This is a genomic window from Thiothrix subterranea (assembly GCF_016772315.1).
Taxonomy (GTDB): domain Bacteria; phylum Pseudomonadota; class Gammaproteobacteria; order Thiotrichales; family Thiotrichaceae; genus Thiothrix; species Thiothrix subterranea.
On the sequence record NZ_CP053482.1, the window covers coordinates 1,679,034 to 1,703,672 of the forward strand.

General features: G+C 47.2%; 21 protein-coding genes and 1 pseudogene. 8 read left to right on the forward strand and 14 right to left on the reverse strand.

Annotation, left to right across the window (positions count from 1 at the left end; genetic code table 11):
- Window positions 1-91 precede the first annotated feature (91 nt).
- Window positions 92-1,138 (reverse strand): nucleotidyltransferase domain-containing protein, encoded by a 1,047-nt coding sequence (locus HMY34_RS08250; protein WP_202718771.1) that lies wholly within the window; start codon window positions 1,136-1,138, stop codon window positions 92-94.
- On the opposite strand from HMY34_RS08250, the gene HMY34_RS08255 reads away from it, so the two are divergent.
- The gene (locus tag HMY34_RS08255) at window positions 1,115-3,442 is read left to right on the forward strand and encodes a YgiQ family radical SAM protein (protein WP_202718772.1); all 2,328 of its coding nucleotides are present in this window, start codon (window positions 1,115-1,117) and stop codon (window positions 3,440-3,442) included. The genes HMY34_RS08250 and HMY34_RS08255 overlap by 24 nt on opposite strands.
- 2 nt (window positions 3,443-3,444) lie before the next feature.
- Here HMY34_RS08255 and HMY34_RS08260 read toward each other — a convergent pair whose 3' ends face one another.
- The 7 genes from HMY34_RS08260 to HMY34_RS08290 all read right to left on the reverse strand — a co-directional run bounded on the left by HMY34_RS08260 (window position 3,445) and on the right by HMY34_RS08290 (window position 10,076).
- The gene (locus HMY34_RS08260; RefSeq protein ID WP_202718773.1) at window positions 3,445-5,397 is read right to left on the reverse strand and encodes a S8 family peptidase; all 1,953 of its coding nucleotides are present in this window, start codon (window positions 5,395-5,397) and stop codon (window positions 3,445-3,447) included.
- A 32-nt stretch (window positions 5,398-5,429) separates the two neighbouring features.
- A complete protein-coding gene (locus HMY34_RS08265; RefSeq protein WP_202718774.1) occupies window positions 5,430-6,116 on the reverse strand; it encodes a C39 family peptidase in 687 nt (228 codons plus the stop codon).
- An 8-nt stretch (window positions 6,117-6,124) separates the two neighbouring features.
- Window positions 6,125-7,042, reverse strand: a complete 918-nt coding sequence (locus tag HMY34_RS08270) for a transporter (RefSeq protein WP_202718775.1) — start codon at window positions 7,040-7,042, stop codon at window positions 6,125-6,127.
- Between the two features lie 102 nt (window positions 7,043-7,144).
- On the reverse strand, window positions 7,145-7,441 hold the full coding sequence (locus tag HMY34_RS08275) for a hypothetical protein (RefSeq protein WP_202718776.1): 297 nt from the start codon (window positions 7,439-7,441) through the stop codon (window positions 7,145-7,147).
- A gap of 158 nt (window positions 7,442-7,599) precedes the next feature.
- Window positions 7,600-7,959, reverse strand: a complete 360-nt coding sequence (locus tag HMY34_RS08280) for a hypothetical protein (RefSeq protein ID WP_202718777.1) — start codon at window positions 7,957-7,959, stop codon at window positions 7,600-7,602.
- A 511-nt stretch (window positions 7,960-8,470) separates the two neighbouring features.
- On the reverse strand, window positions 8,471-9,499 hold the full coding sequence (locus HMY34_RS08285) for an IS630 family transposase (RefSeq protein WP_202718778.1): 1,029 nt from the start codon (window positions 9,497-9,499) through the stop codon (window positions 8,471-8,473).
- 55 nt (window positions 9,500-9,554) lie between these two features.
- Window positions 9,555-10,076: a tetratricopeptide repeat protein gene (locus HMY34_RS08290; protein WP_202718779.1), complete on the reverse strand. Its 522-nt coding sequence runs from the start codon at window positions 10,074-10,076 to the stop codon at window positions 9,555-9,557.
- 636 nt (window positions 10,077-10,712) lie between these two features.
- Between HMY34_RS08290 and HMY34_RS08295 the strand changes: the two genes are divergently transcribed.
- Complete coding sequence (locus tag HMY34_RS08295) at window positions 10,713-11,456, forward strand: helix-turn-helix transcriptional regulator (protein ID WP_202718780.1); 744 nt, start codon at window positions 10,713-10,715, stop codon at window positions 11,454-11,456.
- A gap of 2 nt (window positions 11,457-11,458) precedes the next feature.
- Here the strand turns inward: HMY34_RS08295 and dsbD are convergent, their stop codons facing one another.
- The 5 genes from dsbD to HMY34_RS08320 all read right to left on the reverse strand — a co-directional run bounded on the left by dsbD (window position 11,459) and on the right by HMY34_RS08320 (window position 16,782).
- Entirely contained in the window at window positions 11,459-13,345 is a 1,887-nt protein-coding gene (gene dsbD, locus HMY34_RS08300; RefSeq protein ID WP_202718781.1) for a protein-disulfide reductase DsbD, read from the reverse strand.
- 4 nt (window positions 13,346-13,349) lie between these two features.
- Window positions 13,350-14,384 (reverse strand): thioredoxin family protein, encoded by a 1,035-nt coding sequence (locus HMY34_RS08305; RefSeq protein WP_202718782.1) that lies wholly within the window; start codon window positions 14,382-14,384, stop codon window positions 13,350-13,352.
- Between the two features lie 14 nt (window positions 14,385-14,398).
- Window positions 14,399-14,728 carry a thioredoxin family protein gene (locus HMY34_RS08310; RefSeq protein ID WP_202718783.1) on the reverse strand — a complete coding sequence of 110 codons (330 nt, stop codon included), beginning with the start codon at window positions 14,726-14,728 and terminating at the stop codon, window positions 14,399-14,401.
- On the reverse strand, window positions 14,715-15,755 hold the full coding sequence (locus tag HMY34_RS08315; RefSeq protein ID WP_202718784.1) for a quinolinate synthase NadA: 1,041 nt from the start codon (window positions 15,753-15,755) through the stop codon (window positions 14,715-14,717). The genes HMY34_RS08310 and HMY34_RS08315 overlap by 14 nt, the downstream gene beginning before the upstream one ends.
- A gap of 151 nt (window positions 15,756-15,906) precedes the next feature.
- On the reverse strand, window positions 15,907-16,782 hold the full coding sequence (locus HMY34_RS08320) for a DMT family transporter (protein ID WP_202718785.1): 876 nt from the start codon (window positions 16,780-16,782) through the stop codon (window positions 15,907-15,909).
- 271 nt (window positions 16,783-17,053) lie between these two features.
- On the opposite strand from HMY34_RS08320, the pseudogene HMY34_RS08325 reads away from it, so the two are divergent.
- Window positions 17,054-18,451 (forward strand): annotated as a pseudogene (locus HMY34_RS08325) (YgiQ family radical SAM protein); the annotation flags it as partial.
- A gap of 2 nt (window positions 18,452-18,453) precedes the next feature.
- Here HMY34_RS08325 and HMY34_RS08330 read toward each other — a convergent pair.
- Window positions 18,454-19,191 (reverse strand): hypothetical protein, encoded by a 738-nt coding sequence (locus HMY34_RS08330; RefSeq protein WP_202718786.1) that lies wholly within the window; start codon window positions 19,189-19,191, stop codon window positions 18,454-18,456.
- 181 nt (window positions 19,192-19,372) lie between these two features.
- On the opposite strand from HMY34_RS08330, the gene HMY34_RS08335 reads away from it, so the two are divergent.
- The 5 genes from HMY34_RS08335 (at window position 19,373) to HMY34_RS08355 (ending at window position 24,615) form a co-directional block, all read left to right on the forward strand.
- Complete coding sequence (locus HMY34_RS08335; protein WP_202718787.1) at window positions 19,373-19,549, forward strand: hypothetical protein; 177 nt, start codon at window positions 19,373-19,375, stop codon at window positions 19,547-19,549.
- Window positions 19,550-19,623: 74 nt separating this feature from the next.
- A complete protein-coding gene (locus tag HMY34_RS08340) occupies window positions 19,624-21,210 on the forward strand; it encodes a prealbumin-like fold domain-containing protein (protein ID WP_202718788.1) in 1,587 nt (528 codons plus the stop codon).
- A gap of 14 nt (window positions 21,211-21,224) precedes the next feature.
- On the forward strand, window positions 21,225-22,358 hold the full coding sequence (locus tag HMY34_RS08345) for a DUF6402 family protein (protein WP_202718789.1): 1,134 nt from the start codon (window positions 21,225-21,227) through the stop codon (window positions 22,356-22,358).
- A complete protein-coding gene (locus HMY34_RS08350) occupies window positions 22,355-22,774 on the forward strand; it encodes a hypothetical protein (protein ID WP_202718790.1) in 420 nt (139 codons plus the stop codon). The genes HMY34_RS08345 and HMY34_RS08350 overlap by 4 nt, the downstream gene beginning before the upstream one ends.
- Window positions 22,771-24,615 (forward strand): YgiQ family radical SAM protein, encoded by a 1,845-nt coding sequence (locus HMY34_RS08355; RefSeq protein ID WP_228288016.1) that lies wholly within the window; start codon window positions 22,771-22,773, stop codon window positions 24,613-24,615. Before HMY34_RS08350 ends, HMY34_RS08355 begins: the two co-directional genes overlap by 4 nt.
- Window positions 24,616-24,639: the final 24 nt, after the last annotated feature.

Genomic DNA, 24,639 nt, shown 5'->3' on the forward strand with positions numbered 1-24,639 from the left:
TATTTCAGAAACTCACCTACTTTTTGCAATAAGAATTTAGTTTCGTCGAGAATATGTACAAATACAATGTCCGGTACATCCATCGTGAGAGTTATGCTACGTCGTTTCCCTGATAACGCTGCAACACCTGCCCAATCTCCTCCAACGCCCGCTCCGCCGCGTGTGGACGGCTCACCGCCTCGCTGATCGAGCCGAAATGCTGTTCCAGACAATCCGTCAGCAACTGGCGGATGGCATCCGTATCCGGCGCATTCGGCAAGCGGCTGGCGAGATACACCCGTTCCAGATCGGCTTCCTTGCGGGCAAAGTAATCTTCCAGTTGCGGCAGCGTCCATTCACCCCGGCGGATCGCCTTCATCTGCTCGGCATCGCGCTGCAAATCCATGTCCTGATGCATCAGCAATTGCTCAACCTCGCCCAGCAAGCGCACCACGTGATAGGCGAATTTCACGTCATAACCGAATTGCTCCGTCAGCGCCTTGCGCTTGCCCTCCGGCTGTTTGGTACGGATTTTGTGCATCTGCCCGTAGGCATAACCCTTGAACTTCGCCCAGCAGCCCTTGTGCAGGAACAATTGCCGCCGCTCGCGCACCAGCTTGCCGATGGGCGAGGCATACAGCACGCAATTTTCCGGCACATACAGGCTGTCGATAATGTTGGGGTTATTGTCAGCCAGCAGGCGGAAATACTTGGCAATCGCAAACACCGTCACGTCATACACCCGCCCCTTGCCACCGAGTGCTGCCGCATCGCGGATATGGTGCTGCTGGTACTGCTCGAATTGCACCGAGTAATTATCAAAGCCCGGAATTTCGCCGCGCAAATGCGGAAACATCATGGTTTTGGGCGGAATCGCAAAGGCGTAGATGTCCATGTCCGAACTGTCGTTGCTGACCCCATACGCCACCGAACCCATGATGACTTCGTACTGCACGGCACTGCTGAGAAAATCCGGCGGGCTGGGCAGGAGCTTTTTTTGTTGGAGTGACTGGATGTGGCTGCTCATGGTTGTTTCATCTTCTCGTTGTTTACTCCACACCAATAATAAGCAAACCACACGCACCGCACAAACTGCGCTAGAATAGCCGCTTTCACCCGTTACTGAAGCCACCCCATGCCGCCCAACGCCAGCCCCCATGCCCCCGTCGCCCTATTCGACCACCCTAAATACTGGGCGGAATGCTACGACACCTCGCCGTATCTCCCCATGAGTCGTGCGGAAATGGACGCGCTGGGCTGGGATTCTTGCGACATTATTATCGTCACGGGCGACGCTTATGTAGACCACCCCTCGTTCGGCATGGCAGTGATCGGGCGGATGCTGGAAGCGCAAGGTTTCCGCGTCGGCATCATTGCGCAACCGGACTGGCATTCCAAAGACCCGTTCATGGCACTGGGCGCACCCAACCTGTTCTTCGGCGTGGCAGCGGGCAATATGGACTCGATGATCAACCGCTACACCGCCGACCGCAAAACGCGCTCTGACGACGTTTACACCCCCGGCGGCATGGCAGGCAAACGCCCCGACCGCGCCACGCTGGTGTACACGCACCGCTGCCGCGAAGCCTACCCCGACGTGCCGATCATTATCGGCGGGATCGAAGCCTCGTTGCGGCGCATTGCGCACTTCGATTACTGGCAGGAAAAAGTCCGCACCTCGATCCTGCTGGATGCCGCCGCCGACCTATTGCTATACGGCAATGCCGAACGCGCCGTGGTCGAAGTCGCGCACCGCATCGCTTCCGGCGAACCCGTTTCCCAAATCACCGACGTGCGCGGCACCGCCTTCGTGCGCCGCGACACCCCGCAGGGCTGGATGGAAATCGACTCCAGTCGCATCGACCAACCGGGCAAAATCGACCGCATTATCAACCCCTACCTCAACACCACCGAGATGAGTGAATGCGAAGTCGAAAAGCGCAATGTGCAATGGTTTGAATACGAAGACCCGCGCAGCAAACGCCCCGACGAACACAAGCTGATCTTCCATCCCCGCGCCCGTTTAGACCGCGACACCACCGTTATCCGCTTGCCGTCTTACGAAAAAGTCAGCAAAGACAAAGCCTTGTATGCCCACGCCAACCGCGTGCTGCACTTGGAAACCAACCCCGGCAACGCCCGCGCTTTGGTGCAAAAACACGGCAATATTGACGTGTGGCTGAATCCGCCACCGATTCCGCTAACCACGCCGGAAATGGATTTCGTGTTCGGGCTACCCTACGCACGCTTGCCGCACCCGTCCTATAACGGCGTAAAAATCCCCGCCTATGACATGATCCGTTTCTCGGTGAATATCATGCGCGGTTGCTTTGGTGGCTGCACCTTCTGTTCGATTACCGAACACGAAGGGCGCATTATCCAAAGCCGTTCCAAAGAATCCATCATCCGCGAAGTTGAGGAAATCCGCGACAAAGTGCCGGGATTTACCGGGGTGATTTCCGACCTTGGCGGCCCCACCGCGAATATGTACCGCCTTGCCTGCAAAGACCCGAAGATCGAAGCCGCGTGCCGCAAACCCGCCTGCGTCTACCCCGATGTGTGCCACAACCTCAATACCGACCACGCTGCCTTGAAGGAATTGTACCGCGAAGCGCGTACCCTGCCCGGTATCAAGAAAATCCTAATCGGTTCAGGGGTGCGCTATGACCTTGCCATCAAAGACCCCGAATACGTCAAAGAATTGGTGACGCACCACGTCGGCGGCTATTTAAAAATCGCACCGGAACACACCGAGTCCGGCCCCCTGTCCAAAATGATGAAACCGGGCATCGGCGCGTATGACGAATTCAAACGCCTGTTCGAGAAATACACCAAGGAAGCAGGCAAAGAACAATATTTGATCCCGTATTTCATCGCCGCCCACCCCGGCACGTCCGACGAAGACATGCTCAACCTCGCGCTGTGGCTGAAGAAAAACGGCTTCCGCGCCGACCAAGTGCAAGCGTTTTACCCCTCACCGATGGCATCCGCCACCACCATGTACCACACCGACAAAAACCCGCTGCACAAAGTCACTTACAAGAGCGAAAAGGTCGCCACCGCCAAATCACCGGAACAGCGCAAGCTGCACAAAGCCTTTTTGCGCTGGCACGACCCGAAGAACTGGCCGCTGCTGCGCAAAGCGATGGCGGAGATGGGGCGGCAGGAACTGATTGGCGATGGCGAAAATCAGTTGATCCCGCATTACAAAGCGGGTGAGGAACAGTTGGTGTATGAGGCGCATCGGCGCAAGAATAAGGGCGGGGAGCATCAGAAGCGGGTGGGGAAGCCTGTGGTGAATGCCAAGCCTGCTGCTGCCAAACCAGCATCTACCAAACCGAATGCGGGTAAGCCGCAGGGGGGGAAGGTGTTGACGCAGCATACGGGGTTGCCGCCGAAGCCCAAGGCTGATTTAAGTGGACGAAAATCAACTACCAATGGGGCAAAACGGCGCGGCAAGTAACATCACCTTAATAACAAGTTGCGCTTATTTTTTGGGAATAATTCCATGTTTTTATTTCCCGCCCTAAAACATCCATGAGTCAGCAAAATAAAGAGTGCAACAATATAAAATAAATCAAATGCCCCGCCGCCACCAAGCTGATTAGGGTCATTAACGGTAATATCCCCCATATTTCCATCAGAATTATCGGGGGGAATGGACGGCTGATAGTTCTTTGCCAAATTGATGGCAGCTTCCGCATTAACTAAGCCATACCCACTATCAAAGTCAAAACCTGTGGATAAGGTGTTTTTAGCTTTGTTGTTTATCTGGATTATATCAATAGCCGTTTCATTAAGAATGTGTTTTATATCGACAGGTTGCAATGCTGGTTTAATTTGCAAGAGTAAGGCGGCAATGCCTGCAACGTGGGGAGCCGCGGCTGATGTGCCAGCAATATTAGGGAAACCATTATTGTCTGTATCTTGCCTGCCAAAAAAAGTAGTATCCACATCATCTGGCGCGGTAATATCAGGTTTATTGTTGGCAACGGGAGTGTTTAACCGTTTGCCGTTAATATCAAACCGTATTGAGCCACCACCCGCCGAAGAATAATACTCAACTAATGCTGGAAATTGACCATACTTAGGCGTATTCATATAATTGCTTGCTCCCACCGTGATAACGGAAGCAGAATCAGCATGACCAAAAATCCCGCTGCTATTGGTGGCATATTCACCAATTATGCCATCAATACTGTTTAATATGATGTATTTCATTAACTGAGGTGAAGCCCCAGATGCCTTGGTAATGACAATATCAAATTCTGTCTCACCTGACCCCATATCATTGAAAAAGTACAAGTCTTCAATAGGGTCTTTGCCGATATTATCAAAGGTTGATGAGGCAAGGATTCGGGTGTGGTTTTTGTTGAAAATAAAAATATCCAGATCACTCTGTGAACCGGGCGAACCACTGATGGAATAGGCGGGAGAATCCCATTGCAGCATGAGATTAAAACCCACGCCTTCAGGAACGGTGATGCGTTGATAAATGTCGCTGCTGCCATCTGGCGCAAAATTATGGGCATTCAATTTTAACACCTTATTGGTGTATTCGTGATAAGCACTTTGGTAAGCATTGCGCCCTTCATTACCCGCTGCGGTCACATAAACAACCCCTGCCTTCACTGCTTTTTGGGTGGCTTGGGTTACGGCATCCTCTTGGAAAAAGTTGGCGGAGATTGCCTTGAAATCATCTACAATAATATCGGCCTTATAATCGGACACCATTTTCAGAATAGCATTCGCAGTGGTGGCAGTGCCATTCTCGCCACTATGGAATAACAGCTTTGCACCCGGCGCAATATCATGCACAATTTGCATCAATGCCCTACCTTCGTCTGTTCTCCCGGTGCAATCAAGCGTATCTGCCATAATAATTACTTGAGGAGGTAAATCTTGAGTGCTTTGGTCTTGTGTAGCCCCGCCAAGGCAATTATAACTATCGGAAATAACCCCTACGGTTATGCCACTACCATCAACCCCAAAAGCGGGACGGGCAATACTGGATTCTGTGGCTATATCACCTTGGGTAGTAATGCTTCCTTGTGAAGTTATTATTTTGCTTAACTTGACCTCATTCGCATCCTCAAGGGCATCCAATTCACCTAACCGTTGAGTAGGCATTTGACCTGAAATAATCCTGCCATTAACTGCCAATGGCTTCATCCCATGCTGGATGAGTAGCGTTAGCAAGGCTTGGGGATCGCCTTTAGCGATGACATCAATAATTACTGCATGGTTTGCCTCTGATAATGAGGATTGCCGTTCAGCATGATTTGTTAATGACAATAATTCATGCCTGATTTTGCTTTGCTTGTCAGTAAGCGTTTTTTGTCTGATCAATGTCGCTGCATTAACATCATCAGCCATAGCACTTTCAGAAAAGAGTGCCAAACCACCTAATGTAGCCATAGCTATCACCAGAAAATAATTCAACTTATTCTTCATTCCACAACCATTTTTGTTGCTGATGCGGCAGGTTTTAATGCTGAGGCGCGGATCAATTCCATTTCGTTTCTGAATTTAGGCGATAACATGACTGCCAAAGGGTGTTGTGCGGGTGTGCCAAACCCTTTTTTACCCAAGATAAATGTTTCGCCTTTCCATTCTTCTAAAAACTCATCCACCGTTAAAATCATGTTGCCACGGCTTGGGTCTGCCAGAAATACCCGGTCTTCCCTGACACCACGGAACACCGCGAAATGTTGGTAATCCTTGGTGCTGACATAGACAACAACAGGCCCCGCCAACTCTTTTAATGCGGATAACTGCAAACGTACACTGGCTGATTGATAACCCAATGAATGGCTTATCTTTTCCAGTTCAAGGAAGGACAAGCCGTGCTCTTCCACAACGGCATATTCTTTGACTGTTAAGGTTTTCTTGATGTAATCGAGCAGTGACTTTTCAGTGACATCATCCTGAAAGTAATATTTCATGACAGTTGCTAACGCTGCCGCACCACAGGAGTAGTCGTATTGCTGCATGACCACACTTTGATCATTAAGCTCTTTCCAGCTTTTAAAATGGTCGCCAGAGGCATTAACGGCATAGCCCATATTGCTAACGATGGGTTCGACCGTACAAGCACTCAAGAAAATAGCCAATAGGATGGGGAGATTGTGCCGCACTTTATAAATCATTGGACATTACGGATAAGCGTTAGCCCCATGCCAACATCGCTTGCGTCATTGGTCAGACCAACATCAAAGCTGGTTTCAAGGCGGGTTTTATCATCTAGCCGATAATCCACTGTTCCACCCAGTGAAATAGGCTCAGAACTTGACCCATTTAACGCCGTTCCACCGTATTTTGTTTCTGTCTGGTATTGCCCTGAGATTCTGCCTGACATACTGATGGAGCGGTTGACGGCAAGACCTGAACCTATGCTGTAGGTGAGTGCTTTTCCCGGTTGGGTGCGAATACCGTCCTGATCATCTGCAAAGGTATGGTTATAACCAACATTTAAAAATACAACGGCAGGATCTATGGATTTGGATACGCCCATACCTACGGAAGCTGTCTTGAAGTTTGAACCTATGGGCAATTCGGTTGAATCATTGGACGTTGATCTTTTATCTATCGGAAAACTAAGGTTTGCAGAAGCGGTTATTGATGGGGAGGTGCTTGATTCAGCTTTCAGCTTGTGCATTGCCCCGACAGAAACATTTCCAACGCCTGAACCATTGCTGCTGACGACACTGTTAATGGTTGCCGTTTCGGATTTATTTTGGATTAGCGCAATTGAAGCATTGACTTCAGTGTCTTGGGTTACACCATAGCCAATACTGAGTGGAATGGAAAAAGACCTGACTTTCCTTTTTCTGAAGTTGATTTGGTTCTCATCTGTGCTGTAATTGAAACCCAATGAAATGTACATATCTTTAGGCTTAAGGAGTATTTCAGATTCGCGCAGGAATAGCAGGTGGCTTTTGGCATTCTTATTTTTCTTGCCTATGGTTGATGATTCTAAACCATCTTCAGCAGATACCGACATAACATCAAAGGCAATGGCTAAAAAAATGAAGAACTTTAAGCAATTTCTAAAAGAAAGCATGAACAAATACCAGCATAGTTGAATACCAAGATTAGCGGCAATATTTTATAACATAATCTTGCTCTTCAAAAATATCTGAAGAGCAAGAGAGAGTCGAACTATTTACCGAGAAGCGTAATAACCAAAGTACGGCCCATAGGTAACAAGATACGTGCCTGGAGGAGCATACGTATTTGCTAGAGTTGGCTTCTTGCTTGAATAAAACAAGTCACTGCAAGAGCCTGACCATTTAAAACAATAACGGTATTCACCTCTGACTTTTGCAGATTCTGCATTAGATAACTCCTGAGCCTCACCAGAAGAAATAGACGACAATATATCAGGAGTTCCCGTATCGGCAAACAAAGATGATGAAATAAATACCAAGGATGCCATTGCTAACGATACTTTTAATTTCACAAAAAATTCTCCACGTTAAAGTTAATTTCGCGATTTAATCAAGATAAAGAATCGCACTTCTTGCCATCAAAATACCAATTAAGAATTGATAACAAAACCTTTCAAATCCTCAAAGAAAAAGCATCCATGCCCCATGATTATGAGGAAAAATCAAATAACTATCCCTTAAAAGAAATGCTTGTATGCAGCTTATAAGAAAGAATCAAAAGCGGAATACTAAATATTAGCGCAGAAATTAATACACTTCCTCCATCAAATCCAACATAAGTAATTATATAAGCATCTATCAATAGAGTTTTAAATGCTTCAACGCCAATAACAATAGCAGCAGTAATTCTCGACCACGAAGCTAAACTTAACAATCCAAAAAAAGCAATTATTGCCAATATAGTGATAATAATTGGCAAGCTCACATTATACCAAGAACTATTATCTGGGACGCCTTTAAGTATAAGCAAATTGTTCAGCAATACATAAGCCAAGCCCAAATAAGCCCAATTAATAATATTTGGTTTCATTTAAATCTCCATAAATAAAAAGATGCATGAATAAATTTAACCGATGAACAATTCGTTTCATTTAATTGATCAGTTTTGACAAACAAATATCTGGACAGAATCTTGGGAAACTGAGTTTCGTATGTCTGGAGTATCCGCATAACTAGTGGCAGAAGATAAAAGCAATAATGCAACAACACTTGAAGCAAATTTCATAAGGTAAAACTCCTTGTATTGATTAGAACATGTTGATAATAATCATAGATCACTAGTAAGCGATTAATTTCTTCTTGTGCAGATATGCAGCATAGATTAACTGATTACAGAGAAAAGGTCTCCTATCAGAATTGATAGTTTTTATCCTACACAGCATCTTTAGAGATCAACGCCTTCTATTCTCAGACAGAAGCTGATGCCCATATTTAAATGCCGTCATCAGCACTTTGTTTACGCTGAGATTGACGATGCCATCCCGAAACAGATAACGAATCTATTTCAATAGATATACCATCGGCAATTGAAAATTCGGTTTTCATATTTTGACGACTCTAACATTATCAGTCATCAGGCTGCTTAATTCTTGGTGATATTCGCCGATGTCACGGAAGAAATTTAGGGTGGCATTCTTAAATTTCGGAAAGGTCTCGTAGTAAGTGCCGTACACCACCTTACGTTTGAAAAATCCCCATAAGCGTTCAATCAAGTTGAGATTCGGCGAGTAAGGTGGCAAAAAATGTATCTGAATACGGCAGTTTTCTGTTGCCAGATACGCTTGCACTAGTTTTGAGCGATAGTACCGTGCATTATCCGCGATGATGTGGATTTTCCCCTCAGGTTGAGCAGCTTCGAGGTCTTCCAGTAAACGGATGGCGGCTTGAGCATTGATGGTCTCTTCCGTGCGGATGAGGGGACGTAACTGCTTGAAAGAAAACACACCATTGATATTCAGGCGTTGCCGCCCCGTGTTAGAACGTAAGTTATAATCTTTGCCTTTGAGTATCCAGCCATAGCCTGCTTGAGTGTTGTGTTGAGGGTGCATTGCATCCATAAAATACACGTCATCCTGCTCGCCAAGATTCGTTTTGAGCGTTTCCCAATGGGCAATGAATTGGGTTTGGGCGGCAGCATCGGCTTTACCCGGCACGACTTTGGGTTTCTTATGGGAAAATCCCAAGCGTCCCAGTAGGGCTGACACGCTGCGCACCGCATAAGTCACTTGAAACTGTTGCTGGATATACTGCCCGACCGCTTTACCAGTGCTATGCAACGTTTCCGTCACATGCTGTTTGAGGGTTACTTGTTGCCCCACGCTCAGGTACGGTTGGCTACCGCCCACTTTCCAATGCAACAGTTGTGTTTGACCACCCGCTTGGTACAGGTGAAACCAGTTGCGCACCGTATCTTCATCTACTAACAGCGCTTCGGAGACTGTTTTGGCTGTCCAACCGCTGCCCAGTAAGTAAACCGCTTTGAGCCTATCGGCTAGGCGTTTTTCCTTCATTTTACGGTGAGCTTGGCGAAGCGTTGCCAATTCTGCAACGGAAAGTGTGTAATCCAACATCGGTAACATCCTTGAGCGTTATTGAGGATGGGGGGAGTGTAACTTTACCGAATTTTCATTTACCACTGGTATACATCAAGTCTGACGATATAGTAACATTATCCCTATTCGCTTTAGCTTTCCGCAGCCATTCAGATGCAATTTTGTCATCTTTAGCTACCCCTAATCCTTTTGAGTATATCGTAGCCAATCCTAGCTGGGACATTCCATCATTTTTCTCTGCACCTTTTTCAAACCAATAACGTGCTTTTGAGAAATCCTGCACATGATTTTGAGCACCCTTCACAGGAATCTTGTCACTTAGATACAAGTTGCCCAATGTTGATTGTGCTAAGACATCACCTTTTTCCGCAGATTTTGTGAGCCAACTCATGCCCTGTTTGTAATCCTCCTCAACCATCCCTGTCCCCATATACCCCATCCCCAATTCAAACATTGCGCCAGCATCCCCCTGAGCAGCAGCCGTCTTTACTTGATTAATATCTTGAGAATCAAACTTATAGTCCCTAACAATTAACCCATCATCTGAGCAAGCATACAACATTAATGCAATCATCATGGTAAATAATACTTTCATATTTGACTTCCTTACTCTGCTCAAAAATAATTATCAAAAGATTAGAGTAGACACCTAGGTGCAAGGCTATAGCACCTAGGTACTCTCATATCATTCTACCGTGCTACATAATATTTTGGCCCATTATTCGTTACCGTTCTAAGGTAGGTCCGGGTTGCTATGCTGTTGGCATAATTGCTCACTTTGCTATAATACCGAGTCTCCCCGCACGCCCATCCACTGGATTGCCTGATGCACTGCCAATACCCACCTCTGGCACTAGCAGCATCATCTTTTGCCATAACCTGAACAGAATCTTGCGAAACCGAACCCAATATGTCTGGGGTATCCGCGTAACTAGCAGCAGAAGACAACAGCAGTAATGCTGCAACACTTGAAACAAACTTCATAAGGTAAAACTCCTTTATTGATTGAGATATGTTGATAAGAAATCACTAGCCCATCTATAAGCGATTAATCTTGTCGCGTATACATATGTAGCACACCTTAACTGATTATCGAGAAAAGGTCTCCTATCAGAATTGATAGTTTTTATCCTACACAGCATCTTTAGAGACCAAAGCCTTCTATTCTCAGACAGAAGCTGATTCCTATATTTAATTGACAATCCGCCAAATAGCACTAGAATTACAGGATATGAATAGTGCCATTTCTTCCCACTTCTACGAGCAAGTGCTACGACTAAGCAAATGCACCGATACCCAGCAAATCCAAGCCGTGTGCGGGGAGTATTTGTGTTCCCTTGGCGGGCGCTACTATAAATACCAGTGGCTTCCCCCTACACTTATCACATCCTCCAAACAGATTGAATTTCTAACCTGCCCTGATCTATGGCTTGAGCGTTACGCTTGCCAAGGTTTCGGGGAAAACGATCCCAAAATCCGCTACTGCAACGAACACCGACATCCGACAAGCTGGAATGCTGATACCATTGGAAAAAAAATCACCAGCCAACATATTCCCCAACAAGATCAACTGTTTTGGCAAGATACACTGGACATGGGGCTAGGGGATGGCGTAACCATTCCTATCCGTGGAATGGGCGGTACTAAAAGTATGTTGTGTATTGCTTACGAAGGTGCTTATGTAGAGGATGAACTTGCGCCTATCCCATTGTTGGAAGCATGGGCAACGCACGTCCACACGCATATCGAACGCCTTTACACTGCCCAACAGCTAAACAACCCCTTGAGCCAGCGCGAACAAGAAGTGTTGAAATGGACTGCCCTCGGCAAAACCAGTGATGATATTGCGGACATCCTGAAGCTTTCCCGCAACACCATTTTGTTTCACCTTAACAGCCTGCGCCGTAAACTCAATGTAGCCAATAAACACCACTTGATTGCCAAGGCTTTCGCGTTGCATTTGCTGAACTTTTAACATTACTGTACCGCCTTGCGGATATGTGCGGCAAAGGCATCTGCTGCCAAAAAACCAACCTGACGGCTGCCAATACGCTCCTCACTATTACTACCAAAAAATAGCGTGGCTGGTGGCCCCACTACCTTAAACTGGCGCATCATCGCCTTATCATCTGCCGTATTGTGGGTAACATCCGCTTTCAACAATACCACGCCCTGCAAAGCTGCTTGTACCGCAGCATCAGGGAAAGTATTCGCTTCCATCTCCTTGCAACTGGTACACCAGTCGGCATAGAAATCCAACATGACAGGCTTACCGTTAGCCCCTTGCAATGCCTGTTGTAACGCATCGAGATTAGCAACCGTCTGGAAAGCGAGCGTAGGGCTTGCCTGCGTATGCCCCAATCCCAAGCCTTTCAAGGGATGCAAAATGCTGGCATGTCCGCTGCCGATGGCACTGCCTGCCACCAATAAACTGCCCTGCAACAGCAGCAAAATTCCGATACCTTTCCAGAATTTGCGCCAACCACCGCCACCTTCTGGCAAATGGCTGAATACGCCCATGTAAACAGATGACACCACCAATAACGCCGCCCATAACAACAAGGTGGCGGACGCAGGCAATACCCGTTCCAACAACCAAATAGCCACAGCCAGCAACAGCACCCCGAACGCGGCACGAACAGTTTCCATCCATCCCCCTGCTTTCGGCAACCATTTACCGGCTGACGTACCGATCAGCAATAACGGAATGCCCATCCCCAAGCTCAAGGCAAATAACGCAGCGCCACCCAGTACCGCATCCCCACTTTGCCCGATATAAACCAATGCCCCCGCCAATGGCGCAGCGACACACGGCCCCACAATCAAGGCTGATAACGCGCCCATCAAGGCAACGCCCAACAATGAACCACCCGCCTGCTGATTGCTGATGGTGGTCAAGCGTGATTGGATACCGGCTGGCATCTGCAACTCGTAAAAACCAAACATGGACAATGCCAACAACACAAAAATCCCGCTAAATACGCCCAGCACCCACGGGTTCTGAAAAGTGGCTTGCAGATTTTGCCCAAACAAACCCGCCATGACTCCCGCTAAGGTGTATGTCAACGCCATCGCCAATACATACGTCAAGGACAATAAAAATGCCTTACGTGGGGTTAAATCCTGTTGTCCCACGATGATACCGGAGAGGATCGGGATCATCGGGAACACACAGGGGGTAAAAGCCAATAACAGCCCAAAACCCAAAAAACTTAACAACGTCAGCATCACATTACCTTGCGCCAACGTGGATGCAATCCGGTCTTGCTCGGAAATATCAACAGGGGCGGCATCCGGCACAGGTACTTCAGTCAGGGTGAACGCATCCTTGGGTTGTCCCGCCTGTATTGCGGGTAACGCCACCTTGAAGCCTTTGGTTTCCGGTGGATAGCACACCAGCCCTTCAGCACACCCTTGCCAGCCGATTTCCAGTAACAATTCTGCTGGTTGATTAAGATCAGCCCGTTTGAGTGGGATACGTATATCCGCCTGCCCATACACGGCTTTTACCTCACCAAAAAAATTATCCTGTTTGATTTGCCCTACGGGAAGTTCCACATTCCCCGCCGTCACGCCGTTAGTTTGTGGCAAGCGCACCACCCATTTATCCCGATACAAATAATGCTTAGGGGCAATTGCCCAATGCAAATGCAATGCCTCACCATCATAACGCGGCGCGGCGAAAGTAAATGCCTGTTCCGGTGGTAATGCGCCACCCGTGCCGTTGGATTCATCCACCCCCTGAATATCCGCATTGCCAATGGGAATCTGCCCATCAGCCGCTTGCAACGGATAGCTCAAACAAAGCAATATCGCCAACCAGCCTACTAAAATAGTGACCACCTGTTTTAATCTGGAAAACATAGTATTACTCCGCAATATCAATGTTGATGCCCTTATCCAGCAATTCATTTTGTCGTTCTGCTAAATAATCATTATACGTTTTAAAGTGGGTGTAATAGTTGCCACTGACATAACGAAATACTTCTTTGAAATGAAAGCTAAACAACAAACCATCAATACGGGTGACTTCTTTACCTTGATTAAACAGGATAATGCCGGGGCGATAAGTTAGCCCCAATTTTGTTGCCCAGTCTTTAGCGGTGGTTTTGTTGCCTTCATTGTCGGTAATGGCAGTCGTTGACCTCGCATCCAACCTCACCACAGTGAATGCTTTCAATTCCTTTTGTACATCATCACGGCTCAATAACTTATCGTGCAAGTTAGCGCATTCATCACATCCACTATCTTCAAAAATCACCGCCAATGGGGTTTTAATAGTGGAAAAATCGGATAATGGCTTAAACAGCGAATTATCCCTTAACGTATAAACACTTTTTTCAATGTGTTGATCAAGATAGGCTTCCAATGTGGTATTCTTATAAGCTGCATCATTAACATATTTTAGAATATGCTCAAATTTTGTTGGTGAGCGGTAGCCATTTAATCGTGCTACGGCATTGTTGTTGCCATCAAGAAATAAAATGGTGGGTGTGTATTGCACTTTTAACTGTTGCGATAGTGCTTTTTCAGTAAATGATTGATCTTTACTAAACGCCACCTCACGATCGCCTTTGGTGTTAATGGCGATGACATCAAAATGTGTTTGAATAAAATCTTTTAGCTGTGGCTTGGAAAAACTCTCTTTCAGCATTTTATCGCAGTACGGGCATTCATTGAGATGAAAAAACAGCATGACGTGTTTTTTGCTGTCGCTGGCTTCTTTAACATCATTTTGAATATCCAAAAAACTTTCTTTAAACCAATCAGGCATGGAGTGTTCAATGCCCCCCGTAATCGCGCCGCGTTTCTGAGGTTGGTTATCGGCTTGCGTCGTTCCACATAAAAAGCAGACCATTAAGAAAAAGCCAATGGTACGAAAATAGCTAAAATACGTTTTCATTCAATTACTCCCCTTCAACTTATATGGCTTAACATGACTTGCTCTGTTACTTCACCCGTCAAATGATGTGCTTTTCCTTCTCTATCAAAAATAATCAGTTCAGGAAGGTATTGGACATTTAAATGACGAGTCAGCTCTGGTTCTCTGTCCACATTGACTTTAAAAGCGGTGCAAATATCCGCCTTTTGATTCAGGACACTTTTAACGGTCACTTCGTTGGCGCGACATGAACTACACCAAGGTGCCCAAAAGCGTACAATGACAAACTGTCCAATATTTTTATTGATAACATCAATGGCATCAATTCCAGATAACATCTGTTCTCTGTTATTAGCATCCATCATGGGTGTGTCCTAACAACTGCTCAGTATTTTTATATGCCTTCACTGCACCAACTAATACATGATCGGGAATAGTGATTTCATACTTTGCACTATCCCGTGTGCGTAAACAGTCCAATATATTTTCAAGTGAGATCATTTTCATAAAGGGACAAAGTGAACATGTTCCTATAAATTTTTTGCCCGGATACCTTGTTCTTAATTGGTCTGATAATCCACACTCCGTTACCATGAAAAAACTGTTAACTTCGGGGTGATCGGCAACATATTTCATCATGGCGTTAGTTCCACCTGTCAATTCGCCATGAACATATAAATCTGGGTTTACTTCTGAATGGAATAATACATGAGCGTCAGGATGTTGCTTTCTAAAGTTAACGACTTGTTCTATGGTATAATTGTCATGCACGACACATGTTCCTTCCCACCCTATAATTTCCTTATCTGGAAAGTCAGCAGCCAATGACTGCGCCATTGAATGATCTGGATAAAATAATATTTGTTTGGCTGGTAAAGTGCCAATAACATCCCGTACATTTGCAGAAGTGACAACGAAATCTGATACGGCTTTTACCTCAGCACTGGTAGTCACATAAGCAACCGCCGGAGCATTGGGATATTTAGCTTTTAACCCAGCAACATCTTCGGCAGTAATGCTATCTGCAACTGAACAGCCTGCTTGTTTTTCCGAGCATAAGACTTTTTTGTCTGGACAGGCAATCTTGACGCATTCCGCAAGAGAAACAACACTGCACATAAGAATCACATTGGAATTTGAACTCTCAGCCCGTCGAATAAGACCGAGTGCGTCTTCAGCATAATCAGCAATGGCAAAAGTAATGTCTGGAGTCATGTAATGATGGGCAAGAGCCATGACTCCATCTATTTGTTTTAATATATTAATTTCTTCCGTGAGTGGCGCAATGGTAGCACAATCTTCCATTTGATAGCCTGCATTGGCAAGAAGAGCATACAACCTCTCAGTTTCTTGCTTAGATACATTCAAATCAGACTCAATCCTATGTTCCATAATCCAATCCTTTGATATTCCAACACCCCTAAGACACTAACAAGAAATCTATGCAGTGTCTCCTATCAGAATTGATAGTTTTGCGCATTACCGAGGTGCCGTAGTTCACCTACCAAGACCCGCACAGCAAATGCCCCAGCGAAACACTGATCTAGCTAGACTTAATTGCACCAATATATACACCAAATAAAGTAATAATAGCTCCGATTAATGTCACGAGAGTAATACCTTCACCTAAAACAATAAAAGCAAAAATTGATGCGAAAACAGGTTCAGTTAATTCAATAATCTGAACCTTTGCAGGTGAAATATACGTGACAGATTTTGTGGTGCAAAAAAAACCAAGAATACTTGGAAAAATAGCCAAGCCCATAATAGCAAAGATAATTTCCTTAGTAAAAAAATCGTTTATGGGAAAGGGAGTGCCATAAGCGGGTATGGATAAAAAAACCCCTCCCCAAAAAAGAAGTTTAAAAGTTGTTAACATGCCTCCTTCTATGTTATTGCTTTTTAGCAATACCGTAAATAATCCATAGCCACATCCCGCCAACAAAGCATTGATTGATCCGATAAATGTAATGTTTTCATTAAGACCAAGAATTATTGATATGCCAATAGCCGCGAAAAAAAATCCAATCAATTGACGACTACCCAATGAATCCTTCAGTATTAATTTGGTGAACAATATTGCCGAAAATGTACTACATGACATCAGAATAACAGTGACATTGGCAGCACTCATTGTTTCGTAGGCATGTGTTTCAAAAAAAAACAAACAAAATATTCCGAAAAAAGCGGGTAGAATAAAATTAGTTCCAAATATATTCTTTTTTAATTCCAACTTATTAATTGCCATAAAAAATATTAATATAATTGAAGCGCCAAGTATCGTTTTCAGCAGTGCAATCCATGATGGCGATAGGCTTTTATAGATCAAAAATTTTGAGAAAACTCCAATTGTTCCATTGAGTGCCGCAGCACATAGAGCAAAAAAAATTCCTTTTTGAGTATTTGAAATAACTTTCATTAATTAAAAACCGCCAAGTCAGATTTAACGCCATTATCCATAATCAAATCCTTTGATTTTCTAACACTACTTAACAGTAACAAAGAATTGGCACAGCGTCTTCTATCAGAATTGATAGTTTTTAGACGTTGCCTTATGCCTCAACACCACCGAGATGAGCGAATGCGAAGTCGAAAAACGCAATGTGCAATGGTTTGAATACGAAGACCCGCGCAGCAAACGCCCCGACGAACACAAGCTGATCTTCCACCCCCGCGCCCGTTTAGATCGCGACACCACCGTGATCCGCCTGCCGTCTTACGAAAAAGTCAGCAAAGACAAAGCCTTGTACGCCCACGCCAACCGCGTGCTGCACTTGGAAACCAACCCCGGCAACGCCCGCGCCTTGGTGCAAAAACACGGCAACATCGACGTGTGGCTGAACCCGCCACCGATTCCGCTGACCACGCCGGAAATGGATTTCGTGTTCGGGCTGCCCTACGCTCGCTTGCCACACCCGTCCTATAACGGCGTAAAAATCCCCGCGTATGACATGATCCGTTTCTCGGTGAATATCATGCGCGGCTGCTTTGGCGGCTGCACCTTCTGTTCGATTACCGAACACGAAGGGCGCATTATCCAAAGCCGTTCCAAAGAATCCATCATCCGCGAAGTCGAGGAAATCCGCGACAAAGTGCCGGGATTTACCGGGGTAATTTCCGACCTTGGCGGCCCCACCGCGAATATGTACCGCCTCGCCTGCAAAGACCCGAAGATAGAAGCCGCGTGCCGCAAACCCGCGTGCGTTTACCCCGATGTGTGCCACAACCTCAACACCGACCACGCCGCCTTGAAGGAATTGTACCGCGAAGCGCGTACCTTGCCCGGTATCAAAAAAATCCTGATCGGTTCAGGGGTGCGCTATGATCTTGCCATCAAAGATCCCGAATACGTCAAAGAATTGGTGACGCACCACGTCGGCGGCTATTTAAAAATCGCGCCGGAACACACCGAGTCCGGTCCCCTGTCCAAAATGATGAAACCGGGCATTGGCGCGTATGATGAATTCAAACGCCTGTTCGAGAAATACACCAAGGAAGCAGGCAAAGAACAATATTTGATCCCGTATTTCATCGCCGCCCACCCCGGCACGTCCGACGAAGACATGCTCAACCTCGCGCTGTGGCTGAAGAAAAACGGCTTCCGCGCTGACCAAGTGCAAGCGTTTTACCCCTCACCGATGGCATCCGCCACCACCATGTACCACACCGACAAAAACCCGCTGCACAAAGTTACCTACAAAAGCGAAAAGGTCGCCACCGCAAAATCACCGGAACAGCGCAAACTGCACAAAGCGTTTTTGCGCTGGCACGACCCCAAGAACTGGCCGTTGCTGCGCAAAGCGATGGCGGAGATGGGGCGGCAGGAACTGATTGGCGATGGCGAAAACCAGTTGATCCCGCATTACAAGGCGGGTGAGGAACAGTTGGTGTATGAGGCGCATCGGCGGAAGAATAAGGGCGGGGAGCATCAAAAGCGGGTGGGGAAGCCTGCGCAAACGGCAGCGAGTAAACCGAATGCGAAGCCGCAGGGTGGGAAGGTATTGACGCAGCATACGGGGTTGCCGCCGAAGCCACAAAATACACCCAATAAATCCACGCCGCCGCACAGCAAACGGCGTAGCAAGTAAGCCTATCGGCTCGTGCGTGGTGCTGCATTTCTCAAAAACATATCACCCCCAACAATATACTTCTCGAAATAATCGGTATTGTCGGGGTTAGCCCCATAAGCACTGCCAAAATCCGTCAGTGTCAATTTGGGGACATTCAGCATCTTTGCATCCTGTGTACCTTCGCAGGGCGGTTTTGGCTCGTAGTCACAACGACCTGCATCCTGCTTACGGTAAACATGGTTGGCAAGGTCAAACATAAAGGTACTGCCACGGGTGCTTGAACCGTACCCGAAGCTGTATTCCTGCAACACAAACTCACCGTTGATGAAGCGGAAGCGGTAACTGTTTTGGTTATCGCTGCCTCCCATTGGGGTGTACTTGTTGTTGGTGATGCGCAAATCGCCGCTATCGGTGAGCATTGCCGACATGAGCCACGGTATTTCACCACTAGGGTCAAAGCTGCTGGTTGCCACCCGCTGGAATGTTCCACTGGGCTGACTCAGGTGAACACTGAAACTGCCGCTTGTCACCCAATCCGGCACACCGTCGCGGTTGAAATCGTAACCAAAGGCAAACTTTGCATTGGTAGGGGAGATATTGAGGGATTGGGGCGGGTTGCCTTTGATCGGTTTTTGTCCGGTTAATGCGGCGGTTGAGGTGTCTGCCTTTATCGGCGTGCTGGCATTGCAGCCTGTCAACAACACCAAGCTGACAATCAAACTCAGCGTAGAAATTCCCCGTGAACAGATGTCTTGCATTCAATAGCTCCTTATTTACACTGTAATGTTAATTTAGTACGAATTTAGTAATGTTACATTTTCTTCATAAAATTGACTTGAAAAAAAACCCCTCAATGGTCTATAGTGACTGACCAACGGATGTCCAACACCCTTGAAACATCATCGGGCAACCACACAATAACGACCAAAGGAGCAGATTATGGTTGACGAAACCATCAGAACGCATACTTCTTACGCACATTGCGCCCGTATGTTGAAAAAGGCAAATGAAGACTTGCAGAATGTTAAAAAATACCTTGACCCAGCATCGCCCAACAATTATGAAACTTATCTTAACAATCTGAGAAAACTCAAGGCTTCATCCACACCCCTGTAGGTATTGATGCCAAGATCGCCACGGCTGAAACCCAACTCGCCACTTTCAAACAAACAGAGCTGGATGCCCGCGCCTTGGTTGGTAAATATCTGCCTCAGTTACAAGCCTTGGAGAGCAGCGAAAATTTCTGGGAAGCCCCAGCAGGTAAATACGACGAATACATGTACATCCTTGAGGAGGAAACCTGTACCTCTACCCGCACCAATTGGCAAACCGTTGCCGCAGCCTGTCAGTCGGGCAAGTGGGGAATGCCGTTACCCGCCCTGCCAGCAGGTGAACCGACCTTCACTTTTTCCAATCGTGCCATCAGCTACACCGGAGTCAAACAAACTGATGCGGTGCGTATCTGGAATCACAATGTCACGTTGAATAACCTACAAATCACCGATCCACGCAGCTACACTGAAGCCCATCGTGACGGTATCCAGCTTATTCCTCCGCCTAAATACGAGGACAAAATAGGTACGGATGGCAAAACGACCAAAATTAAATTGGCTGACCAGATGGTAGGCACAATTCTCGAAAACCCAACGGTCAACCAATGCAAAGTCCACGCACCAACGGGGCCGTTACAGGGCATATTCATGAGCGATGGTTTATGCCGCAATGCCACTATCACTAACAATGATATTACCATACAAGGCGCACATGCCATTTCGTTGGCGGGTGTCTTGTCCGGCAACATCACGGGGAACACCCTGCATGAAGTGGCTGTGCCTGAGCCTATTCCGCCAGCCAAGAAGCAAGCCCAATTACCACCCCGCATCCGTCTATTCCCGCTGCGAATTGGCGGCAACATGGCAGATGATGGCGTGGTCTGTATTTTTAGCTTTGCCGCAGGCAACAGCGTCAGCTATGGGAATGTGGTAGATAGCGGTAATAAGGTCATCCGGTTGGGTGGTGGCGTTGAAGCCATAAAGGTGGAGGACTTGCGCAAAGAACTGCCACTAGAGTTTAGCAAAATGGGCGTTGGCTTGACCGACTTTAACTACGACGGGTATTTTGAGGCATGTAGCCGTTGGACGTTGCGGGATTTCATTAGCAGGGACAAGTGGGGGTATGACCAGATGGTGGCGTGGGTCAATTTGCGTTATCAGGAATATTCCAGTGGGCAACGGATACCACCTGATAGCCCGTTGCCTGCTCCTAGCCCTGAACAGCAAGACCCCAAAGCGTTTGGTGTACGGGATATGTTGTTAAAGGCAAAAACGGCTTTGCAAGGTAATGCTGCCGTCTTTCTCGACACTAGGTTGGCAGACTTGCAGGAAACCGCCATACGCAGCTTTACGATGAAGCGTATTGCCATCAAGCACGGTAAGGTTGTGCCGTTGTATGACCTTGGCGGATACAATGCGCGGCGTGAGGCAATGCTCAAATGGCTGGTCGAGTCGGGGGATTTGGCGAATCTTGTGCCCAACCCGAATCCTGAGACAGGTGGGCAAGGTTCAACGGGTGTGATTAACGTGGTGATTACGGACATTGACACCCAGCAGCCTGTTGCAGGGGAAAAATACATCCTGACACTGGATACTGATCCTACCAAAAACTATTCCGGCACAACGGGGGCTGACGGCAGTGTTTCAATGAAAGATGTGCCAATGGGCAGCTACACATTACGCTTCGACGACCCAACCATTGTTATTACCACCCAAACCCCATAAGCAAGGAAACCATCATGGCGTTACTAACAGAAAATAATGGATCATCCTGTACAGTGGATTGCGTATCTGCTAACCAACAGGTTGGTAGTCCCCAACAGGTTTGGATAAAAAAAATCCCTGACCTTGATACGATGTGGCATGGAACACCTATCCGCTGGGTCATGATGGAAGCGGCGGGTAAGAACTACAATGTTCCCGTTTATGACATTCAAGTTTATGGAGAAGGTCTTGCCTCTTCCACCAATGGATATGACATGATCGCCCTTGACCATCCCGGCGCACAAGCATATTTGGTGGCGGTCAATCCTTCAAAACCAATGCGCCTTAATGAAATTCCTGATGCAATGGATAAAATGGGTTGGAAAATTGCAGCGCAAACCATGCGCCATTGGTTTTCAATAAAACCTGCATGGCCAACGCCACCTGATGACATGCCAATTCTGATTAAAACGGGGGAAATTGATTCATTAACACTAAAGTCTAGTCAGTACAATGACCAAATCATCAAAATGGATTGGGTATTGCAGTTTCCAAGAGTTGTGGATGCTTTTGAAGATCTTTACAACAATTGGATGTCTGATGCGGGAAAAGCTGAGCTTAAAAAACAACTCTTGAAAGCAGGTTGGCAACCGAATAGTTCTGCCCCATTTAGATTGGGACAGAATATTAGTACAGCACGGGAACTAAATTCTATTTGTCAAGTTAATTTTCGCGGCTTTGGAAGCAAATTAGACACATTAGATGATCTTTATGGTGCATTGGGAATTGCCAATTTTTATCTAGCAGTTACTGGTTCAGTCCTATGGTCTTCAGCAACATCTGCCGCCTTTGATGTTGAACGAATCGGCATTTATGTAAAAGATACATTTGACTTTAACAGTGGCATGTTTGAAAAAATTGTTCCGCTTGGCATTTGGAATCACGAGCGTTGCTTGTCCAAAATTGAATCAATTGACTATGCTGCTACTCCAGTAATTCTACCAATGCCATCCCCCGTTACAAGAAGCTTGAAATACCCTGGTTTTATTCCTATCTACAATCGTCATTTTAGGGACTGGCAGGCAACAACAGGTACAGGTGGAGATTTCGTCGTTTACTCTGATGTTATGTGGATGCCCGTAAATGTTGCACCGGTACAATTACCATGACCACATGGTTTTACCAACACAGATCTATATTATTTTTTTTAATGGCGACCTTTTTGTTTATAATATTATCTATGTCATTGTGGCAAAATGGAGGACGATGGTTATCATCATATGGAATGGAAAAAATTAGTCCTAAAGGTTATTACCGCCTAGTTACCCGAATACATCCTATAGATGAATATGGTTACGTATATTTGTATAATAACCAGACAAATGAACTGCTTGCCACAAGTGAGGAGTATATGATAGCCGATAATTCACGGGTTACTTGGGTAAGTGAGTGTCAAGGAAAACCCTCTATAGATGTAGGAATGAATATATGTTTCCAGATTACGCCAGAGCCAGCGCAACCTTGCTGTAAAGCAGGGCAAGCCATGATTCCGCTACAAGCAAAAGCTATTTATATAAAAAATTGATAACAGGCGGCATCGAAGCCTCGTTGCGGCGCATTGCACACTTCGATTACTGGCAGGAAAAAGTCCGCACCTCGATCCTGCTGGATGCCGCCGCTGACCTGTTGCTGTACGGCAATGCCGAACGCGCCGTGGTCGAAGTCGCGCACCGCCTTGCCTCCGGCGAACCCGTTTCCAGCATCACCGACGTGCGCGGCACCGCCTTCATCCGCCGCGACACCCCGCAGGGCTGGATGGAAATAGACTCCAGCCGTATCGACCAACCAGGCAAAATCGACCGCATTATCAACCCCTACCTCAACACCACCGAGATGAGCGAATGCGAAGTCGAAAAGCGCAACGTGCAATGGTTTGAATACGAAGACCCGCGCAGCAAACGCCCCGACGAACACAAACTGATCTTCCACCCCCGCGCCCGTTTAGACCGCGACACCACCGTGATCCGCCTGCCGTCTTACGAAAAAGTCAGCAAAGACAAAGCCTTGTACGCCCACGCCAACCGCGTGCTGCATTTGGAAACCAACCCCGGCAATGCCCGCGCCTTGGTGCAAAAACACGGCAATATTGACGTGTGGCTGAACCCGCCCCCGATTCCGCTGACCACGCCGGAAATGGATTTCGTGTTCGGGCTGCCCTACGCTCGCTTGCCGCACCCGTCCTATAACGGCGCGAAAATCCCTGCCTATGACATGATCCGTTTCTCGGTGAATATCATGCGCGGCTGCTTTGGTGGCTGCACCTTCTGTTCGATTACCGAACACGAAGGGCGCATTATCCAAAGCCGTTCCAAAGAATCCATCATTCGCGAAGTCGAGGAAATCCGCGACAAAGTGCCGGGATTTACCGGGGTGATTTCCGACCTTGGCGGCCCCACCGCGAATATGTACCGCCTCGCCTGCAAAGACCCGAAGATCGAAGCCGCGTGCCGCAAACCCGCGTGCGTTTACCCCGACGTGTGCCACAACCTCAATACCGACCACGCCGCCTTGAAGGAATTGTACCGCGAAGCGCGTACCTTACCCGGTATCAAGAAAATCCTGATTGGTTCAGGGGTGCGCTATGACCTTGCCATCAAAGACCCCGAATACGTCAAAGAATTGGTGACGCACCACGTCGGCGGCTATTTAAAAATTGCGCCGGAACACACCGAGTCCGGCCCCCTGTCCAAAATGATGAAACCGGGCATCGGCGCGTATGACGAATTCAAACTCCTGTTCGAGAAATACACCAAGGAAGCGGGCAAAGAACAATATTTGATCCCGTATTTCATCGCCGCCCACCCCGGCACGTCCGACGAAGACATGCTCAACCTCGCGCTGTGGCTGAAGAAAAACGGCTTCCGCGCCGACCAAGTGCAAGCGTTTTACCCCTCACCGATGGCATCCGCCACCACCATGTACCACACCGACAAAAACCCGCTGCACAAAGTCACTTACAAAAGCGAAAAAGTCGCCACCGCAAAATCACCGGAACAGCGCAAGCTGCACAAAGCATTTTTGCGCTGGCACGACCCGAAAAACTGGCCGCTGCTGCGTAAGGCGATAGTGGAGATGGGGCGGCAGGAACTGATTGGCGATGGCGAGAACCAGTTGATCCCGCATTACAAGGCGGGCGAGGAACAGTTGGTGTATGAGGCGCATCGGCGCAAGAATAAGGGTGGGGAGCATCAGAAGCGGGTGGGGAAGCCGAATGCGGCTGCAATGGCGGGTAAGCCGAATGCGGGGAAGCCGCAGGGTGGGAAGGTGTTGACGCAGCATACGGGGTTGCCGCCGAAGGCGCGAGCGGATGGGCAGAAGTCAAATGCAACCAAAGCAAAACGACATCGTAAAGATAATTTCACATGACGTGATGAAAAACGTTGACAAGTC